We start from the raw sequence: 17,817 nt of genomic DNA, 5'->3' as shown, positions 1-17,817 counted from the left end.
TTATTTCCCCAGAATTTCTTCAACGGATTTACCACGCTTGGCAGCGACCATTTCCGGAGATTTCATATTTTCCAGACCGTCGATAGTTGCACGAACCACGTTAATCGGGTTGGTGGAACCATACGCTTTAGCCAGAACGTTACGAACCCCAGCGACTTCCAGGACGGCGCGCATTGCACCACCGGCGATGATACCGGTACCTTCAGAAGCCGGCTGCATGAATACACGAGAACCCGTGTGAGTACCCTTAACTGGGTGCTGCAGGGTGCCGGTATTCAGCGCGACGTTAATCATATTGCGACGGGCTTTTTCCATCGCTTTCTGGATCGCTGCTGGAACTTCACGCGCTTTACCGTAACCAAAACCAACGCGACCGTTACCATCACCAACTACAGTCAGAGCTGTGAAGGAGAAAATACGACCACCTTTAACGGTTTTAGATACGCGGTTTACCGCGATCAGCTTTTCCTGCAGTTCGCCAGCTTGTTTTTCGATGTGAGCCATCTTACACCTCTACCTTAGAACTGAAGGCCAGCTTCACGGGCAGCATCTGCCAGTGCCTGGACGCGACCATGATATTGGAACCCGGAACGGTCAAAGGACACATCTTTGATGCCTTTTTCCAGAGCGCGTTCAGCGACAGCTTTACCCACAGCTGCTGCAGCGTCTTTGTTACCGGTGTACTTCAGTTGTTCAGCGATAGCTTTTTCTACAGTAGAAGCAGCTACCAGAACTTCGGAACCGTTTGGTGCAATGACCTGTGCGTAAATATGACGCGGGGTACGATGTACCACCAGGCGAGTTGCACCCAGCTCCTGGAGCTTGCGGCGTGCGCGGGTCGCACGACGGATACGAGCAGATTTCTTATCCATAGTGTTACCTTACTTCTTCTTAGCCTCTTTGGTACGCACGACTTCGTCGGCGTAACGAACACCCTTGCCTTTATAAGGCTCAGGACGACGGTAGGCGCGCAGATCAGCTGCTACCTGACCGATCACCTGCTTATCAGCGCCTTTCAGCACGATTTCAGTTTGAGTCGGACATTCAGCAGTAATACCTGCAGGCAGCTGATGCTCAACAGGGTGAGAGAAGCCTAAAGACAGGCTTACTGAATTCCCTTTGATCGCTGCACGATAACCTACACCAACCAGCTGAAGCTTTTTAGTGAAGCCTTCGGTAACACCGATAACCATTGAGTTCAGCAGGGCACGCGCGGTACCAGCCTGAGCCCAGCCGTCTACGTAACCATCACGTGGACCGAAGGTCAGGGCATTATCTGCCTGTTTAACTTCAACAGCATCGTTGAGAGTACGAGTCAGCTCGCCGTTCTTACCTTTGATCGTAATAACCTGACCGTTGATTTTTACATCAACGCCGGCAGGAACAACGACCGGTGCTTTAGCAACACGAGACATTTTTTCCTCCGATTAGGCTACGTAGCAGATAATTTCGCCACCAAGACCAGCCTGGCGCGCTGCACGATCAGTCATAACACCTTTAGAGGTAGAAACAACCGCGATACCCATGCCAGCCATAACTTTTGGCAGCTCGTCTTTGCGCTTATAAATACGCAGACCTGGGCGACTAACACGCTGAATGCTTTCTACAACAGCTTTACCCTGGAAATACTTAAGAGTAAGTTCCAGTTCCGGCTTGGTGTCGCCTTCAACTTTAAAATCTTCAATAAAACCTTCTTCCTTCAGCACGTTGGCAATTGCCACTTTCAGCTTGGAGGAAGGCATGGTGACCGCAGCTTTATTCGCGGCCTGACCGTTACGGATACGGGTCAGCATATCCGCGATCGGATCTTGCATGCTCATCTGTCTTTACTCCCGTGATTCAATTGGTAATTACCAGCTAGCCTTTTTCAAGCCTGGTACTTCACCGCGCATAGCGGCTTCACGAAGCTTGATACGGCTCAACCCGAACTTGCCCACATAGCCATGCGGACGACCAGTTTGACGGCAGCGTTTACGCTGACGAGACGGGCTGGAATCACGCGGCAGAGACTGCAGCTTCAGAACAGCATTCCAACGATCTTCGTCGGTTGCGTTCACATCAGAGATGATAGCTTTGAGTTCAGCGCGTTTAGCGAAGAATTTATCAGCTAAAGCTACGCGCTTTACTTCGCGTGCTTTCATTGATTGCTTAGCCATTCAGTAACCCTACCTTACTTGCGGAACGGGAAGTCAAAGGCAGCCAGCAGAGCACGGCCTTCTTCGTCAGATTTCGCAGTAGTGGTGATGGTAATATCCAAACCACGTACGCGGTCGACTTTATCGTAGTCGATTTCTGGGAAGATGATCTGCTCACGGACACCCATGCTGTAGTTACCACGGCCGTCGAATGACTTAGCGGACAAGCCACGGAAGTCACGGATACGTGGTACAGCAATAGTGATCAGGCGCTCAAAGAACTCCCACATGCGTTCGCCACGCAGAGTTACTTTACAGCCGATCGGATAGCCCTGACGGATTTTGAAGCCTGCAACTGATTTGCGTGCTTTGGTGATCAACGGCTTTTGACCGGAGATTGCTGTCAGATCAGCTGCTGCGTTATCCAGCAGTTTCTTGTCAGCGATCGCTTCACCAACACCCATGTTCAGGGTGATCTTCTCGACCCGAGGGACTTGCATGACAGAATTGTAGTTAAACTCAGACATGAGTTTAGCGACTACTTCGTCTTTGTAGTAATCATGCAGTTTCGCCATCGTACTACTCCAAATTACTTGATAGTTTCGCTGTTAGACTTGAAGAAACGGACTTTTTTGCCGTCTTCGAATCTAAAGCCTACACGGTCAGCCTTGCCGGTAGCCGCGTTGAACAGTGCAATGTTAGAGATCTGAATAGCTGCTTCTTTCTCTACAATGCCACCTGGTTGGTTCAGAGCCGGAACCGGCTTCTGGTGTTTCTTAACCAGGTTGATACCTTCAACGATAACCTTGCCGGAAGACAAGACATTCTTAACTTTACCGCGTTTACCTTTATCTTTACCGGTTAACACGATAACTTCGTCATCACGACGGATTTTCGCTGCCATGATTCGCTCCTTAGAGTACTTCTGGTGCCAGAGAGATAATTTTCATGAACTTCTCGTTACGAAGTTCACGAGTTACCGGCCCAAAAATACGCGTACCGATAGGTTGCTCGCTGTTATTGTTTAAAATAACGCATGCATTACCATCGAAGCGAATGACAGAACCGTCCGGGCGACGAACACCCTTCTTGGTGCGCACCACTACCGCCTTCAGCACATCACCTTTTTTGACCTTACCACGTGGAATTGCTTCCTTGATGGTGATCTTGATGATGTCGCCTACGCCTGCGTAGCGACGGTGCGAGCCACCCAGAACCTTGATACACATTACGCGACGTGCACCGGAGTTGTCGGCGACGTTCAGCATAGTCTGTTCTTGGATCATTTTAGTGCTCCGCTAATGTCAACTACTACTGAGACCCGAATTCAGGTCGTTAAAAAGCCCCATATCGAGGGCGCGGCATTATAACACCGCTTCAACGATAAGGGTAGAAAAAATAAACGGCTCATCGCTGAGCCGTTTATTCGTATCGAGAACGAGTACTGTATTACAGAACCGCTTTCTCTACAACGCGAACCAGCGTCCAGGACTTAGTCTTGGACAGTGGACGGCATTCACGGATTTCAACCTTGTCGCCGATACCACATTCGTTGTTCTCGTCATGTACGTGCAGTTTGGTCGTACGTTTGATGAATTTGCCGTATACCGGGTGTTTCACCATACGTTCGATAGCAACAACAATGGATTTCTCCATTTTTGCGCTAACTACGCGACCTTGCAGAGTACGGATTTTATCGGTCATTACGCACCCGCCTTCTGAGTCAGTAAAGTCTTAACGCGTGCAACATCACGACGAACCTGCTTCAGCAGGTGAGTCTGTTGCAGCTGGCCACTGGCAGCCTGCATGCGCAGGTTGAACTGCTCACGCAGCAGGTTCAGCAGCTCAGCGTTCAGCTCTTCAACGCTTTTTTCACGCAGCTCTTTTGCTTTCATTACATCACCGTCTTAGTTACAAAGGTGGTTTTGATCGGCAGTTTCGCTGCAGCGAGGCCGAATGCTTCACGGGCCAGCTCTTCCGGGACACCGTCCATTTCATACAGGACTTTACCCGGCTGGATCAAGGCAACCCAATACTCCACGTTACCTTTACCTTTACCCATACGCACTGCCAGCGGTTTCTCGGTGATCGGTTTGTCCGGGAATACACGGATCCAGATCTTACCTTGACGCTTAACTGCACGGGTCATTGCACGACGTGCTGCTTCGATCTGACGTGCAGTCAGACGACCACGGCCAACAGCTTTCAGGCCGAAGCTGCCGAAGCTAACATCCGTACCCTGCGCCAGACCGCGGTTACGGCCTTTGTGCACTTTACGGAATTTTGTACGCTTTGGTTGTAACATCAGCGACGCTCCTTATTTACGGCCTTTACGCTGCTGCTTTTTAGGTTGAGCAGCCGGTTCCGGTTGTTCAACAGCAGCCATACCACCCAGGATCTCACCTTTGAAGATCCATACCTTAACGCCGATTACACCGTAAGTGGTGTGCGCTTCAGAGGTGTTGTAGTCGATGTCAGCACGCAGAGTGTGCAGAGGTACGCGACCTTCGCGGTACCATTCGGTACGTGCGATTTCCGCGCCGCCCAGACGGCCGCTAACTTCAACTTTAATACCCTTCGCGCCCAGACGCATTGCGTTCTGTACAGCACGCTTCATAGCACGACGGAACATAACGCGACGTTCCAGCTGTGAAGTGATGCTGTCAGCAACCAATTTAGCGTCCAGTTCAGGCTTACGAACTTCAGCGATATTGATCTGTGCAGGAACGCCAGCGATATCCGCTACGACCTTGCGCAGTTTTTCTACGTCTTCGCCTTTCTTACCGATAACGATGCCCGGGCGAGCAGTGTGAATGGTCACACGGATGCTCTTAGCCGGACGCTCGATAACGATACGAGATACGGACGCCTTAGCCAGTTCCTTAGTCAGGTACTGACGTACTTTAAAATCGCTGTCCAGGTTGTCAGCGAATTCTTTGGTGTTCGCAAACCAAGTAGAGTTCCATGGTTTTACAATACCCAGGCGAATACCATTAGGATGTACTTTCTGACCCATTGCTAGTCTCCAGAGTCTCAGCGATCGGACACAACCACAGTGATGTGGCTGGTGCGCTTCAGGATGCGATCTGCACGACCTTTAGCACGCGGCATAATGCGCTTCATGCTTGGGCCTTCGTCTACGAAAATTTTCGTAACTTTCAGATCATCAATGTCAGCGCCATCGTTGTGTTCAGCGTTAGCAATGGCAGATTCCAGAACTTTCTTGACCAGTACAGCCGCTTTCTTATTGGTGTAGGTCAGAATTTCCAGCGCCTGCGACACTTTCTTACCGCGAATCAGGTCAGCAACAAGGCGAACCTTCTGAGCAGAAGAACGAGCATGGCGATGTTGAGCTAAAGTTTCCATCTCTTCCTCCTACCTTATTTCTTCTTCGCTTTTTTATCAGCAGCGTGGCCGCGATAAGTACGAGTCGGTGCGAATTCACCCAGTTTGTGACCAACCATTTCGTCGGTTACAAATACCGGAACGTGCTGACGACCATTATGGACAGCGATGGTCAAACCGATCATGTTAGGAAAGATCGTTGAACGACGGGACCAAGTGCGCAGGGGCTTCTTGTCTCCGCTTTCCACCGCTTTCTCTACCTTCTTCAGCAAGTGCAGGTCAATAAAAGGACCTTTCTTGAGAGAACGTGGCATGGCTTATCCTCTAAAATTATTTGCTACGGCGACGTACGATGAATTTATCAGTACGCTTGTTGCTGCGGGTCTTCTTACCTTTGGTCTGCAGGCCCCACGGGGATACCGGGTGCTTACCAAAGTTACGACCTTCACCACCACCATGTGGGTGGTCGACTGGGTTCATCGCGGTACCGCGAACGGTAGGACGAACACCACGCCAGCGTGCAGCACCTGCTTTACCCAGAACGCGCAGCATATGCTCAGCATTGCCAACTTCGCCCAGAGTTGCACGGCATTCTGCTTCGACTTTACGCATTTCACCAGAACGCAGACGCAGGGTGACATAAGCACCATCGCGAGCAACGATCTGAACGTAAGTACCAGCGGAACGTGCCAGCTGACCGCCTTTACCTGGTTTCATTTCTACGTTATGAACGGTAGAACCAACCGGGATATTGCGCATCGGCAGGGTGTTACCTGCTTTGATTGCAGCATCAACGCCAGACTGAATCTGGTCGCCAGCTTTCAGGCCTTTAGGGGCCAGGATGTAACGACGTTCGCCGTCTTTGTACAGAACCAGCGCGATGTTCGCGGAGCGGTTCGGATCGTACTCAAGACGTTCAACAATTGCCGGGATACCGTCTTTGTTGCGTTTGAAGTCAACAATACGGTAAGCCTGCTTGTGACCACCACCGATGTGACGAGTGGTGATGCGGCCATTGTTGTTACGACCACCGGATTTGCTGTTTTTTTCAACCAGCGGAGCAAAAGGTTTGCCCTTGTGCAGCTCTGGGTTGACCACTTTAACGACGTGGCGACGACCCGGAGATGTCGGTTTACATTTAACAACTGCCATTGTATTACTCCTCCGACTTACTCAGCGCCGCCGACGAAGTCCAGATTCTGGCCTTCCTTCAGGGTGACGTAAGCTTTTTTCCAGTCGCTACGACGACCGATACGCTGTCCGTGACGTTTAACTTTCCCTTTAACTACCAGGGTGTTAACGACTTCGACTTCGACTTCAAACAGTTTCTGCACAGCAGCTTTGATTTCTGCTTTGGTCGCGTCTTTGGCAACTTTGAGAACGATGGTATTGGTTTTTTCCATCGCAGTAGACGCTTTTTCAGAAACGTGCGGTGCGCGCAGCACCTTCAGCAGACGTTCTTCACGAATCATGCCAGCATCTCCTCAACTTGCTTAACAGCATCAGCAGTCATTACGACTTTGTCGAAGGCGATCAGGCTAACCGGGTCGATACCAGTTGCATCGCGTACGTCAACCTTGTGCAGGTTGCGCGCAGCCAGGAACAGGTTTTCGTCCAGCTCACCGGTGATGATCAGCACATCTTCCAGAGCCATGTCTTTCAGTTTCTGTGCCAGCAGCTTAGTTTTAGGCGCTTCAACAGAGAATGATTCGACAACGATCAGACGATCCTGACGTACCAGTTCGGACAGGATGCTTTTCAGCGCGCCGCGGTACATCTTTTTGTTAACTTTTTGACTGTGGTCCTGTGGACGAGCAGCGAAGGTCACGCCACCTGAACGCCAGATCGGGCTCTTGATAGAACCTGAACGCGCACGGCCGGTACCTTTCTGGCGCCATGGCTTTTTGCCTGAACCAGTTACTTCAGCACGAGTCTTCTGAGCACGAGTACCCTGACGAGCACCAGCTGCATAAGCAACAACAACCTGGTGAACCAGCGCTTCGTTGAAATCACGACCGAAGGTAGTTTCGGAAACAGTCAGCGCGCTCTGCGCGTCTTTCAATACTAATTCCATTGCTATCCCCTTACGCCTTCACAGCTGGTTTAACGATCAGGTCGCAACCGGTCGCACCCGGAACACCACCTTTAACCAGCAGCAGGTTGCGCTCAGCGTCAACGCGTACTACGTCAAGGCTCTGAACGGTGACACGTTCGTTACCCATCTGACCTGCCATTTTCTTGCCTTTGAACACTTTGCCCGGAGTCTGGTTCTGACCGATAGAACCCGGAACGCGGTGAGACAAGGAGTTACCGTGAGTAGCGTCCTGGGTACGGAAGTTCCAGCGCTTAACGGTACCAGCGAAACCTTTACCTTTAGAGGTACCGGTTACGTCAACTTTTTTAACGTCAGCAAACAGTTCAACGCTAATGTCCTGACCAACGGTGTATTCTTCACCATCTGCCAGACGGAACTCCCACAGGCCGCGGCCAGCTTCTACGCCAGCTTTAGCGAAGTGACCAGCTTCCGGCTTGGTTACACGGTTAGCTTTTTTAGCACCAGTGGTAACCTGAACAGCGCGATAGCCATCGTTAGCCAGATCTTTGATCTGAGTAACGCGGTTTGCTTCAACTTCGATAACGGTTACTGGGATAGAAACGCCATCTTCAGTGAAGATGCGGGTCATACCCACTTTTTTACCGACTAAACCAATCATTGTATCAACCTCTCAATCGCTCGATGACCTGATTAACCCAGGCTGATCTGCACGTCTACACCGGCAGCCAGGTCCAGACGCATCAGAGCATCAACGGTTTTTTCAGTTGGCTCAACGATGTCAACCAGACGCTTGTGAGTGCGAATTTCGTACTGATCACGCGCGTCTTTGTTGACGTGCGGGGAGATCAGAACGGTAAAGCGCTCTTTGCGGGTCGGCAGCGGGATCGGACCACGGACTTGCGCACCAGTGCGCTTAGCAGTCTCGACGATTTCCGCGGTTGATTGATCGATCAGACGATGATCAAACGCTTTCAGGCGGATACGGATTCTTTGGTTCTGCATGAGACCAGAGCTCCAATTATTTTATAGACGAAATAGTTACTCCTCAAACCCATTACGATTGATGGGAGAGTGTAACCGTTCTTACAGAGTTCCCCAATTGGGAACATTGTCTGGTATCGCTTACGCAGTACCGGTGGTTCATATTGAACCGCTGTCTATATTAGACAAGCCCGCGCATTATACACGTATACCCATACTAAGCAAGCCGCGTTTATAAATTAGTCAGTAAAGCCTGGAAGGCGGCTAGCAGAATCGGTGAACAAACTGCAACGATGGGTATGAGTCTGGATAGCCCTTCGTGAAAACGCGCATCGGCCGTTGCCGCCCCTCTCTTCGCCTCGCACACTGTCGGCATGACCTCTTATGGAAACCAATAATGATGCTTCCGGCCCTCCCCTTCTATCTTCTCTATGCCGTACTCAACATCATCCTGTGCTGGCAAGACTTCCGCGCCGGGTTATTGCGTAACAGCTTTACCTGCCCTTTGCTTTGGGGAGGGTTACTAAGTCAGCTCTGTCTGAATCCAACAAGGAGTAACGAGGCACTATGGGGAGCGATTGCAGGCTATTGCGCGATGGCTCTCTTTTACTGGGGATACCGCGCACTGCGACGCTGTGAAGGCTTAGGGTATGGTGACGTAAAGTATGTGGCGGCACTCGGCGCCTGGCACGGCTGGCAATCTCTACCGCTGCTCGTGTTGGTGGCTACGTTGCTGGCGTGTGCCTTTATCGTGGGGAAGGCACTGTGGCTGCATCAGGCGGAGAATATAAAAAACCCGCTGCCTTTTGGACCATTTCTGGGGGCGGCGGGTTTTATTATGGCTGGCTTGTCTGCTTTTAACCTTCAACCTTAATCTGCGACTGCAGGTAATTCTGCAAACCAATTTTGCCGATCAGATCCAGTTCGGTCTCCAGCCAGTCAATGTGATGTTCTTCCTCGGTGAGGATGGTAATCAACATATCACGGCTGACGTAGTCATGTACGCTATCAGCATAGGCAATGGCTTCACGCAGATCCTTCGCGCCGTCCAGTTCAAGCTTTAAGTCGGACTGCAGCATCTCTTCGACATCTTCGCCGATATGCAGCTTGCCAAGGTCTTGTAGATTAGGGATCCCTTCAAGAAACAGAATACGCTCAATGTACTGATCGGCGTGTTTCATTTCATCGATGGATTCGTGGTATTCAATATCGTTGAGGCGCATCAGGCCCCAGTTTTTGAACATTCTCGCATGGAGAAAGTATTGGTTGATTGCGACAAGCTCGTTTCCCAATAATTTATTGAGATAATTTATTATCTTAACATCACCTTTCATTATATAGACCCTCCGCTTCCACTTATTGAAGCGTAGAACGGTCTACCGGGATGTCAAAAAAGAAATCCGGGCTCAGGCAATCTCTTTGAACTCTGGCATTTGCATTAATTCGTCTTCCATCACCTCACGTGCAGCACGAACGCATTTACCGCATTGATTTCCAATAGGAATGCATTTTCTTAATTGCTGGAAAGACTGCGGATGAAACTGGCGTACTGCCTGGCGAATTTTTTTATCGCTGACGCCATTACACAAACAAACGTACATAACCACTCCCGTTCAATTTCTGAACAAAGTGTAAGTGAGAATAATTATGATTACAATAGCCAGACGCGAGAAGTCGCGTGAAATAAGGGATCAAATCGTGCGAAAAATATTGCGGGGATAAATAACAAAAAGCAAAAAGGGCACCGAAGTGCCCTTTTCAAGTGCAAAACTAATTAATAAATAATTAGCTCATTACTTTAGCAACAACGCCCGCACCTACAGTACGGCCGCCTTCACGGATTGCGAAACGCAGACCGTCGTCCATCGCGATTGGGTGGATCAGAGTCACAACCATCTTGATGTTGTCGCCTGGCATTACCATCTCAACGCCTTCTGGCAGTTCGATGGTACCGGTCACGTCAGTAGTACGGAAGTAGAACTGTGGACGGTAGCCTTTGAAGAACGGAGTATGACGGCCGCCTTCGTCTTTGGACAGAATGTACACTTCAGATTCGAACTTGGTGTGCGGCTTGATAGAGCCTGGCTTAGCCAGAACCTGACCACGTTCGATTTCTTCACGTTTGATACCACGCAGCAGAACACCAACGTTCTCACCAGCACGGCCTTCGTCCAGCAGTTTGCGGAACATTTCAACGCCAGTACAGGTAGACTTAGCAGTCTCTTTGATACCAACGATTTCAACTTCTTCACCAACTTTGATGATACCGCGCTCTACACGACCGGTAACAACGGTACCACGACCGGAGATGGAGAATACGTCTTCGATTGGCAGCAGGAACGGCTTGTCGATAGCACGTTCTGGTTCTGGGATGTAAGAATCCAGGAAGCCAGCCAGTTCGATGATTTTCGCTTCCCACTCTGCTTCGCCTTCCAGCGCTTTCAGAGCAGAACCACGGATGATTGGGGTATCATCACCTGGGAAGTCGTACTGGGACAGAAGTTCACGAACTTCCATTTCAACCAGTTCCAGCAGCTCTTCGTCATCAACCATGTCGCATTTGTTCAGGAACACGATGATGTAAGGAACGCCTACCTGACGACCCAGCAGGATGTGCTCACGAGTCTGTGGCATAGGGCCATCAGTCGCAGCAACAACCAGGATCGCGCCGTCCATCTGCGCAGCACCGGTGATCATGTTTTTAACATAGTCGGCGTGGCCTGGGCAGTCTACGTGTGCGTAGTGGCGAGTCGGGGTGTCATATTCAACGTGGGAAGTGTTGATGGTGATACCACGAGCTTTTTCTTCTGGTGCGTTATCGATCTGGTCGAAAGCACGAGCAGCACCGCCGTAGGTTTTAGCCAGTACGGTAGTGATTGCAGCAGTCAGGGTAGTCTTACCGTGGTCAACGTGGCCGATGGTGCCGACGTTAACGTGCGGTTTTGTACGTTCAAATTTTTCTTTAGACACGGCTATATTCCTTACTATAGTGCTCTCCCCTTTGGAGAGAGCACGGGACTTAGGTTTTAATCCTGTGGATTATTTACCACGGGCTTCAATAACGGCCTGAGCAACGTTGTTCGGCGCATCGTCGTACTTCAGGAACTCCATGGAGTAAGAAGCACGGCCTTTGGTCAGTGAACGCAGCTGAGTTGCATAACCGAACATTTCGGACAGCGGAACTTCAGCGTGGATCACAACGCCAGTAACGTTGGATTCCTGACCTTTGAGCATACCACGACGGCGGCTCAAGTCACCGATAACGTCACCAGTGTTCTCTTCAGGAGTCTCTACTTCAACCTTCATGATAGGCTCAAGCAGAACTGGTTTCGCTTTCTTAAAGCCGTCTTTAAACGCCAGAGAAGCTGCCAGTTTAAACGCCAGTTCAGAGGAGTCAACGTCATGGTAAGAACCGAAGTGCAGACGAACACCCATGTCAACAACCGGGTAACCAGCCAGCGGGCCAGATTTCAGCTGTTCCTGGATACCTTTATCAACGGCAGGGATGTATTCGCCAGGGATTACACCACCCTTGATGTCGTTGATGAATTCGTAGCCTTTCGGGTTAGAACCCGGCTCCAGTGGGTACATGTCGATAACAACATGACCGTACTGACCGCGACCACCAGACTGCTTAGCGTGCTTACCTTCGATATCGGTAACTTTCGCGCGAATCGCTTCGCGGTAAGCAACCTGAGGTTTACCGACGTTCGCTTCAACGTTGAATTCACGCTTCATGCGGTCAACGATGATGTCGAGGTGCAGTTCACCCATACCGGCGATAATGGTCTGGTTAGATTCTTCATCAGTCCATACGCGGAATGATGGGTCTTCTTTAGCCAGACGGCCCAGAGCCAGACCCATTTTTTCCTGGTCAGCTTTGGTTTTTGGTTCTACTGCGATGGAGATTACCGGCTCTGGGAATTCCATACGTTCCAGAATGATAGGCGCATCTGGGTCACACAGAGTGTCACCGGTAGTTACGTCTTTCAGACCGATTGCAGCAGCGATGTCGCCCGCGCGAACTTCTTTGATCTCTTCACGTTTGTTAGCGTGCATCTGTACGATACGGCCGAAACGCTCACGTGCAGTTTTCACGGAGTTCAGTACGGTATCACCAGAGTTAACCACACCGGAATACACACGGAAGAAGGTCAAGTTACCAACAAACGGGTCGGTAGCAATTTTGAACGCCAGTGCAGAGAACGGCTCATCGTCGCTTGCGTGACGTTCTGCCGGAGTGTCTTTACCGTCGTCAAGGATACCGTTGATCGCAGGTACGTCGATTGGGGATGGCAGGTAATCAATTACCGCATCCAGCATCGCCTGAACACCTTTGTTCTTGAACGCAGAACCACAGGTTACCAGGATGATTTCGTTGTTCAGAACGCGCTGACGCAGAGCTTTTTTGATCTCTTCTTCAGTCAGTTCTTCACCACCCAGGTATTTCTCCATCAGCTCTTCTGAAGCTTCTGCAGCGGACTCGATCAGGTTCTGGTGCCATTCGTCAGCCAGGTCCTGCATGTCTGCTGGGATATCTTCATAAGTGAAGGTAACGCCTGCGTCTTCTTCGTTCCAGTTGATGGCTTTCATTTTCACCAGGTCAACAACACCGGTGAAACCTTCTTCAGCACCAATTGCCAGCTGCAGCGGAACAGGGTTCGCGCCCAGACGGGTTTTGATCTGACCAACAACTTTCAGGAAGTTCGCACCCATACGGTCCATTTTGTTAACGAACGCGATACGTGGAACTTTGTATTTGTTAGCCTGACGCCATACGGTTTCAGACTGTGGCTGAACACCACCAACTGCGCAGTAAACCATTACCGCACCGTCAAGAACACGCATGGAACGTTCTACTTCGATGGTGAAGTCAACGTGCCCTGGGGTGTCGATGATGTTTACGCGGTGCGGTTCATACTGCTTAGCCATACCAGACCAGAATGCAGTAGTCGCTGCGGAAGTGATGGTAATACCACGTTCCTGCTCCTGCTCCATCCAGTCCATGGTAGCGGCGCCGTCGTGAACTTCACCGATTTTGTGGTTTACACCGGTGTAGAACAGAATACGTTCGGTAGTAGTGGTTTTACCGGCGTCGATGTGCGCACTGATACCGATGTTACGGTAGCGTGCGATGGGTGTTGTACGAGCCATTTGATTCCTCGTTTATCTTTTTAGGCGTTCAGTTAAGTAACCCAAAGCGGGCTGCTTCGCTGAAGCGCCCGCCTGGTGACTAATACTCCGAAGGGATTACCAACGGTAGTGTGCGAACGCCTTGTTGGCTTCTGCCATACGGTGAACGTCTTCACGTTTCTTAACTGCAGTACCTTTGTTGTCTGCAGCGTCAGAAAGTTCGTTCGCCAGGCGCAGAGCCATGGATTTATCACCGCGTTTACGAGCAGCTTCTACGATCCAACGCATTGCCAGAGCATTACGACGGACCGGACGAACTTCAACTGGAACCTGATAAGTAGAACCACCTACGCGGCGGGACTTAACTTCGACAGTTGGGCGCACGTTTTCGAGCGCAACTTCGAATGCTTCCAGTTCATTTTTACCAGAACGCTGAGCCAGGGTCTCCAGCGCGCTGTATACGATTGATTCTGCAGTAGATTTTTTACCATCTACCATCAGAATGTTGACAAATTTAGCCAGCAGTTCTGATCCGAACTTAGGATCTGGCAGGATTTTACGCTGACCAATGACGCGACGACGTGGCATGGAAATACTCCGTTGTTAATTCAGGATTGTCCAAAACTCAAAGAGTTTGACATTAATATAAAACGTTTGGCCTTACTTAACGGAGAACCATTAAGCCTTAGGACGCTTCACGCCATACTTGGAGCGAGCTTGCTTACGGTCTTTAACGCCGGAGCAGTCAAGCGCACCACGAACGGTGTGGTAACGAACACCCGGAAGGTCTTTTACACGACCGCCACGGATCAGGATCACGGAGTGTTCCTGCAGGTTGTGACCTTCACCACCGATGTAGGAGGTAACTTCAAAACCGTTAGTCAAACGCACACGGCATACTTTACGCAGTGCGGAGTTTGGTTTCTTAGGAGTGGTGGTATATACACGGGTACATACACCACGTTTCTGCGGGCAGGCTTCCAGCGCTGGCACGTTGCTTTTTGCAACTTTGCGAGCACGTGGTTTGCGAACCAGCTGGTTAACTGTTGCCATTAAATAGCTCCTGGTTTTAGCTTTTGCTTCGTAAACACGTAATAAATCGCCTCATATAATATGAGGACGCGAAATTTTAGGGCCATGCCGAAAGGGTGTCAAGAAATATACAACGGCAAAGATGCTACCAGGCGATCTGAGAGGCGTGTTTTACCGTTAACCTGACGAAGTCAGTATAGCTGACCATGATGACATCGCTCGAAATTTGAGCACAAAGACCGCGCGCTTGCACATCTTCATTCAACACGTAGATGGATATGGGGGCCGCGCGGAGAATTTCAAGGAAGCGGCTGTTTTCAACCGCTGCCAGCACGCCATCGGCGATCAATAGCAGGTCATCACCGTCGTCCATCAGGCGGGTAATCCCGCTAATGTCGGCATGCCAGGGTGAGGTGCGTAGCGTATGCAGCATAAGGGCCTCAGAAGTGCAGGATCACATCGTAGTCGTTAAGGCGATGGCGCAGGGCATCCGCTTCCAGCGGCTCGACGTCGGTGACAAACGTCGTCTCTGTCGTTAGCCCGCGTTCGCGCAGGGATGCCGCGCAGATCCAGCAATTTTCGATATCGTAGAGCGAGAGCAGCTTAAAGGTCGCAATGTAGTCGCGAGCGAGAATAACCCCCGGCTGCTGCTGACTGAGTAACTGAAACACACCGTCGCCCACAAAAAACACGCCGAGGTCTTCGCTCAGGGCTGATGTCGCCAGTAATGCATCCAACCCTTCCCTACCGGCGCTACTGCCATGCGGGGCGGAGGAAAAAACAAACGCAACTCGTTTCATCAGAACTGTACCATTCGATCGCAGGTTAGCGCAGCTTCGGCCAACGAGCCTAGTCCGCTCAGCGAAAAGCCGGGCTGGAGATTAAACGTCGGCAGACCAAGCTGTCGAGCCTCGGTTTCATCGGTCACGCCACGGCGCAGCGCGGCGGCCACGCAGATATGCAACGCCACGCCATTGTCGTCATGCAATGATTGCCAGGCGCGGACCAAATCGAATTCATCGCTGGCGGGCGAGGTCAGCTGATTGGCGTTATAGACCCCTTCCCGATAGAAAAATACGCAGGCTATCTCGTGACCCTCCGCCAGTGCAGCTTTCGCAAACTGCAGCGCGCTGCTCGCCTGCTGGGTGCCATACGCGGGGCCGGTCACCATCAGGGCAAAACGCATTACTTATCTTGCCCCAGGAAATCACCGCTCTTGAACTGGCGGATGTAGAGATAGACGGTGTGTTTGGAGATGTTCAGGCGATCGGCAACCTGGTTAATCGCATCCTTGATGTCAAAGATGCCTTTTTCATAAAGATTGAGCACGATCTGGCGATTCTTGGCGTTATTGGAAACGTTGCGATCGGCATTCACCTCTTCGATAGTGAACTCCAGCGTCTGGGTCACCAGGTCCTCAACGGAGGAAGCGAAGTTAACCGCAGAACCGACTTCCGGCGTTTCCGGCGGAATAAAGGTGTTCATGATCTGCGAGAACGGGACATCGAGGTTCATGTTGATGCACAGTAAGCCGATAACCCGGTGGTCACGGTTACGGATGGCGATGGTAACGGACTTCATCAGTACGCCGCTTTTGGCGCGAGTAAAATAGCATTTGGAAACGCTGCTATCTGCCCCGGTCATATCATGCAGCATCCGCAGCGCGAGATCGGTAATCGGAGAACCGATTTTACGCCCGGTATGTTCGCCGTTCGCGATGCGTATTGCCGAGCATTTTAGATCCTGAAGTGAATGCAACACGATTTCGCAGTGGGAACCAATGAGCATCGCCAACCCGTCCACAACCGCTTCGTAGGATTTTAGAATATCGAAGTCAGTTTGATCGAAAGGACGTTGATCCAGTAAATCAAGTTCACTGGTTTCGTTGGTTAAAAGCGACCTGGACATGAAAAAAAGCACTCCTTTTCAGGAGCCTGTCGTTATGTTGTCAGGGCAGGCTCATCACTATTAGGGGCATCTAAAGTAATACAGCGCATAAGGCGCTTTCCAGCATTAATTATATCCTGTAGATAATAAAAAGCCGCCGCCCATTGGGCGGCGGCTTTCGCTATCTTATTTTTTGCTGGCTTCGGCCGCTTTGTCAGCCGGTGCAGCGTCTGGCTGCGCATCGGCTTTCGGTGCCGGTTTGATGTCTAACAGTTCAACATCGAAGACCAGGGTGGAGTTAGCCGGGATACCCGGAACGCCGGTTTTGCCGTAAGCCAGATCCGGTGGGATAACCAGCTGGATTTTACCGCCCTTCTTGATGTTTTTCAGACCTTCGGTCCAGCCAGGGATAACGCCGTCCAGACGGAAGGAGAGAGGTTCACCGCGGGTGTAAGAGTTATCGAACTCTTTACCGTCGATCAGGGTACCTTTGTAGTTAACCACAACGGTGTCGCTGTCTTTCGGCGCCTCGCCAGTACCCGCTTTCTCTACTTTGTACAGCAGGCCAGTAGAAGAGGTTTTCACGCCTTTCTCTTTAGCGAACTTGTCACGGAAAGCCTTACCTTTTGCTTCGTTGTCAGCGGCGTCTTTTTCCATCTTCGCCTGAGCGGAGGTCTTCACGCGAGTTTCAAACGCCTGCAGAGTTTGTTCGATCTCTTGATCGGACAGTTTGCTCTTATCAGCAAACGCGTCCTGAACACCGGCGATCAGCTGGTCTTTGTCCAGTTTGATGCCCAGTTTTTCCTGTTCTTTCAGAGAGTTTTCCATGTAACGACCCAGCGATGCGCCCAGTGCATAGGCAGATTTCTGGTCGTCATTTTTGAATGCAGCTTTGCTGTCTGCTGCCGGAGCCGCTTTCGCGTCCGCAGCTGGTGCAGCTTTAGCAGCAGCGTCAGCTGCGAAGGTCAGAGGTGCATTCAGTGCAACGGCCATTGTGGTTGCCAGAAGCGTTACTTTAAACAGTGATTTCATCCATCTCTCCAGGGCCGGGGCCTCTCGCCCCAATGTTAACTAAATGAGAAGCGTACTATAGAACGTTGTAGAGGAAATCTACATATGAACGCTTCTCATATCGACCCTTTTCAGACTCTTTTTGTTTAAATTAGTTTCCAGCGTCGCAAAGAGAGGCTGCGCGGCCGGGCAAAGTTGCGTAGAATCCGCGGCGATTGCGGTGATAACAGTAGAGAG

The 17,817-nt window shown here is 50.8% G+C and carries 31 protein-coding genes; 1 reads left to right on the top strand and 30 read right to left on the bottom strand.

The features are described from left to right. The 19 genes from rpsE to rpsJ form a co-directional block, all read right to left on the bottom strand. A complete protein-coding gene (rpsE, locus tag FHC49_RS15720; protein ID WP_015962744.1) occupies positions 1–504 on the bottom strand; it encodes a 30S ribosomal protein S5 in 504 nt (167 codons plus the stop codon). 14 nt (positions 505–518) lie between these two features. Then, positions 519–872 (bottom strand): 50S ribosomal protein L18, encoded by a 354-nt coding sequence (gene rplR / locus FHC49_RS15715; RefSeq protein WP_000358960.1) that lies wholly within the window; start codon positions 870–872, stop codon positions 519–521. A 9-nt stretch (positions 873–881) separates the two neighbouring features. Further along, positions 882–1,415 carry a 50S ribosomal protein L6 gene (gene rplF, locus FHC49_RS15710; RefSeq protein WP_220440263.1) on the bottom strand — a complete coding sequence of 178 codons (534 nt, stop codon included), beginning with the start codon at positions 1,413–1,415 and terminating at the stop codon, positions 882–884. 12 nt (positions 1,416–1,427) lie between these two features. After that, positions 1,428–1,820 (bottom strand): 30S ribosomal protein S8, encoded by a 393-nt coding sequence (rpsH, locus tag FHC49_RS15705; RefSeq protein WP_003031127.1) that lies wholly within the window; start codon positions 1,818–1,820, stop codon positions 1,428–1,430. A gap of 30 nt (positions 1,821–1,850) precedes the next feature. After that, a complete protein-coding gene (gene rpsN / locus FHC49_RS15700) occupies positions 1,851–2,156 on the bottom strand; it encodes a 30S ribosomal protein S14 (protein ID WP_035894983.1) in 306 nt (101 codons plus the stop codon). A 14-nt stretch (positions 2,157–2,170) separates the two neighbouring features. Continuing rightward, positions 2,171–2,710: a 50S ribosomal protein L5 gene (gene rplE, locus FHC49_RS15695; protein ID WP_064541635.1), complete on the bottom strand. Its 540-nt coding sequence runs from the start codon at positions 2,708–2,710 to the stop codon at positions 2,171–2,173. A gap of 14 nt (positions 2,711–2,724) precedes the next feature. Then, positions 2,725–3,039 (bottom strand): 50S ribosomal protein L24, encoded by a 315-nt coding sequence (gene rplX / locus FHC49_RS15690; protein ID WP_035894981.1) that lies wholly within the window; start codon positions 3,037–3,039, stop codon positions 2,725–2,727. A 10-nt stretch (positions 3,040–3,049) separates the two neighbouring features. Then, positions 3,050–3,421: a 50S ribosomal protein L14 gene (gene rplN, locus FHC49_RS15685; protein ID WP_000613954.1), complete on the bottom strand. Its 372-nt coding sequence runs from the start codon at positions 3,419–3,421 to the stop codon at positions 3,050–3,052. 163 nt (positions 3,422–3,584) lie between these two features. Further along, positions 3,585–3,839 (bottom strand): 30S ribosomal protein S17, encoded by a 255-nt coding sequence (gene rpsQ / locus FHC49_RS15680; protein WP_185668952.1) that lies wholly within the window; start codon positions 3,837–3,839, stop codon positions 3,585–3,587. Then, positions 3,839–4,030: a 50S ribosomal protein L29 gene (gene rpmC, locus FHC49_RS15675; RefSeq protein ID WP_002919754.1), complete on the bottom strand. Its 192-nt coding sequence runs from the start codon at positions 4,028–4,030 to the stop codon at positions 3,839–3,841. Before rpmC ends, rpsQ begins: the two co-directional genes overlap by 1 nt. Then, positions 4,030–4,440, bottom strand: coding sequence for a 50S ribosomal protein L16 (gene rplP, locus FHC49_RS15670; RefSeq protein ID WP_035894979.1), 411 nt, complete (start codon positions 4,438–4,440; stop codon positions 4,030–4,032). Before rplP ends, rpmC begins: the two co-directional genes overlap by 1 nt. A 12-nt stretch (positions 4,441–4,452) precedes the next feature. Next, positions 4,453–5,151, bottom strand: a complete 699-nt coding sequence (gene rpsC, locus FHC49_RS15665; RefSeq protein WP_006817277.1) for a 30S ribosomal protein S3 — start codon at positions 5,149–5,151, stop codon at positions 4,453–4,455. 17 nt (positions 5,152–5,168) lie between these two features. Then, positions 5,169–5,501: a 50S ribosomal protein L22 gene (rplV, locus tag FHC49_RS15660; RefSeq protein WP_035894978.1), complete on the bottom strand. Its 333-nt coding sequence runs from the start codon at positions 5,499–5,501 to the stop codon at positions 5,169–5,171. A gap of 14 nt (positions 5,502–5,515) precedes the next feature. Beyond that, positions 5,516–5,794 carry a 30S ribosomal protein S19 gene (gene rpsS / locus FHC49_RS15655; protein ID WP_001138117.1) on the bottom strand — a complete coding sequence of 93 codons (279 nt, stop codon included), beginning with the start codon at positions 5,792–5,794 and terminating at the stop codon, positions 5,516–5,518. A 16-nt stretch (positions 5,795–5,810) separates the two neighbouring features. Next, entirely contained in the window at positions 5,811–6,632 is an 822-nt protein-coding gene (gene rplB, locus FHC49_RS15650; protein ID WP_035894977.1) for a 50S ribosomal protein L2, read from the bottom strand. Positions 6,633–6,649: 17 nt separating this feature from the next. Next, positions 6,650–6,952, bottom strand: a complete 303-nt coding sequence (rplW, locus tag FHC49_RS15645; protein WP_000617546.1) for a 50S ribosomal protein L23 — start codon at positions 6,950–6,952, stop codon at positions 6,650–6,652. After that, positions 6,949–7,554: a 50S ribosomal protein L4 gene (rplD, locus tag FHC49_RS15640; protein WP_003031119.1), complete on the bottom strand. Its 606-nt coding sequence runs from the start codon at positions 7,552–7,554 to the stop codon at positions 6,949–6,951. The genes rplW and rplD overlap by 4 nt, the downstream gene beginning before the upstream one ends. A 10-nt stretch (positions 7,555–7,564) precedes the next feature. Continuing rightward, complete coding sequence (rplC, locus tag FHC49_RS15635; protein ID WP_035894971.1) at positions 7,565–8,194, bottom strand: 50S ribosomal protein L3; 630 nt, start codon at positions 8,192–8,194, stop codon at positions 7,565–7,567. Between the two features lie 32 nt (positions 8,195–8,226). Beyond that, positions 8,227–8,538, bottom strand: a complete 312-nt coding sequence (gene rpsJ / locus FHC49_RS15630) for a 30S ribosomal protein S10 (RefSeq protein ID WP_001181005.1) — start codon at positions 8,536–8,538, stop codon at positions 8,227–8,229. A gap of 379 nt (positions 8,539–8,917) precedes the next feature. On the opposite strand from rpsJ, the gene FHC49_RS15625 reads away from it, so the two are divergent. Next, the gene (locus FHC49_RS15625; RefSeq protein ID WP_220440273.1) at positions 8,918–9,391 is read left to right on the top strand and encodes an A24 family peptidase; all 474 of its coding nucleotides are present in this window, start codon (positions 8,918–8,920) and stop codon (positions 9,389–9,391) included. Here FHC49_RS15625 and bfr read toward each other — a convergent pair. The 11 genes from bfr to fkpA all read right to left on the bottom strand — a co-directional run bounded on the left by bfr (position 9,375) and on the right by fkpA (position 17,601). Next, positions 9,375–9,851, bottom strand: coding sequence for a bacterioferritin (gene bfr, locus FHC49_RS15620; protein ID WP_185668953.1), 477 nt, complete (start codon positions 9,849–9,851; stop codon positions 9,375–9,377). The two genes, FHC49_RS15625 and bfr, sit on opposite strands and share 17 nt — an antisense overlap. A 72-nt stretch (positions 9,852–9,923) precedes the next feature. Beyond that, complete coding sequence (bfd, locus tag FHC49_RS15615) at positions 9,924–10,118, bottom strand: bacterioferritin-associated ferredoxin (protein WP_035894970.1); 195 nt, start codon at positions 10,116–10,118, stop codon at positions 9,924–9,926. A gap of 184 nt (positions 10,119–10,302) precedes the next feature. Then, on the bottom strand, positions 10,303–11,487 hold the full coding sequence (gene tuf, locus FHC49_RS15610) for an elongation factor Tu (protein WP_046491013.1): 1,185 nt from the start codon (positions 11,485–11,487) through the stop codon (positions 10,303–10,305). A 69-nt stretch (positions 11,488–11,556) separates the two neighbouring features. Then, the gene (gene fusA, locus FHC49_RS15605; protein WP_123650843.1) at positions 11,557–13,671 is read right to left on the bottom strand and encodes an elongation factor G; all 2,115 of its coding nucleotides are present in this window, start codon (positions 13,669–13,671) and stop codon (positions 11,557–11,559) included. A 96-nt stretch (positions 13,672–13,767) separates the two neighbouring features. After that, positions 13,768–14,238, bottom strand: coding sequence for a 30S ribosomal protein S7 (gene rpsG, locus FHC49_RS15600; protein ID WP_035894363.1), 471 nt, complete (start codon positions 14,236–14,238; stop codon positions 13,768–13,770). Between the two features lie 90 nt (positions 14,239–14,328). After that, complete coding sequence (gene rpsL, locus FHC49_RS15595; RefSeq protein WP_000246815.1) at positions 14,329–14,703, bottom strand: 30S ribosomal protein S12; 375 nt, start codon at positions 14,701–14,703, stop codon at positions 14,329–14,331. A 124-nt stretch (positions 14,704–14,827) separates the two neighbouring features. After that, a complete protein-coding gene (tusB, locus tag FHC49_RS15590; protein ID WP_185668954.1) occupies positions 14,828–15,115 on the bottom strand; it encodes a sulfurtransferase complex subunit TusB in 288 nt (95 codons plus the stop codon). 7 nt (positions 15,116–15,122) lie between these two features. Further along, complete coding sequence (gene tusC, locus FHC49_RS15585; protein WP_220440262.1) at positions 15,123–15,482, bottom strand: sulfurtransferase complex subunit TusC; 360 nt, start codon at positions 15,480–15,482, stop codon at positions 15,123–15,125. Further along, positions 15,482–15,868, bottom strand: coding sequence for a sulfurtransferase complex subunit TusD (tusD, locus tag FHC49_RS15580; protein WP_220440261.1), 387 nt, complete (start codon positions 15,866–15,868; stop codon positions 15,482–15,484). The genes tusC and tusD overlap by 1 nt, the downstream gene beginning before the upstream one ends. After that, the gene (locus FHC49_RS15575) at positions 15,868–16,590 is read right to left on the bottom strand and encodes a transcriptional regulator (RefSeq protein ID WP_035894367.1); all 723 of its coding nucleotides are present in this window, start codon (positions 16,588–16,590) and stop codon (positions 15,868–15,870) included. The genes tusD and FHC49_RS15575 overlap by 1 nt, the downstream gene beginning before the upstream one ends. A 165-nt stretch (positions 16,591–16,755) precedes the next feature. Continuing rightward, positions 16,756–17,601 carry an FKBP-type peptidyl-prolyl cis-trans isomerase gene (gene fkpA, locus FHC49_RS15570; protein ID WP_220440260.1) on the bottom strand — a complete coding sequence of 282 codons (846 nt, stop codon included), beginning with the start codon at positions 17,599–17,601 and terminating at the stop codon, positions 16,756–16,758. Between the last annotated feature and the right edge of the window lie 216 nt (positions 17,602–17,817).

It is taken from the genome of Kluyvera sp. EC_51 (assembly GCF_019584505.1).
In the GTDB taxonomy this organism is placed as follows: Bacteria; Pseudomonadota; Gammaproteobacteria; order Enterobacterales; family Enterobacteriaceae; genus Kluyvera; species Kluyvera sichuanensis.
Note: the sequence above shows the minus strand (reverse complement) of the source record. Positions and strands in the feature narration are given on the sequence as shown.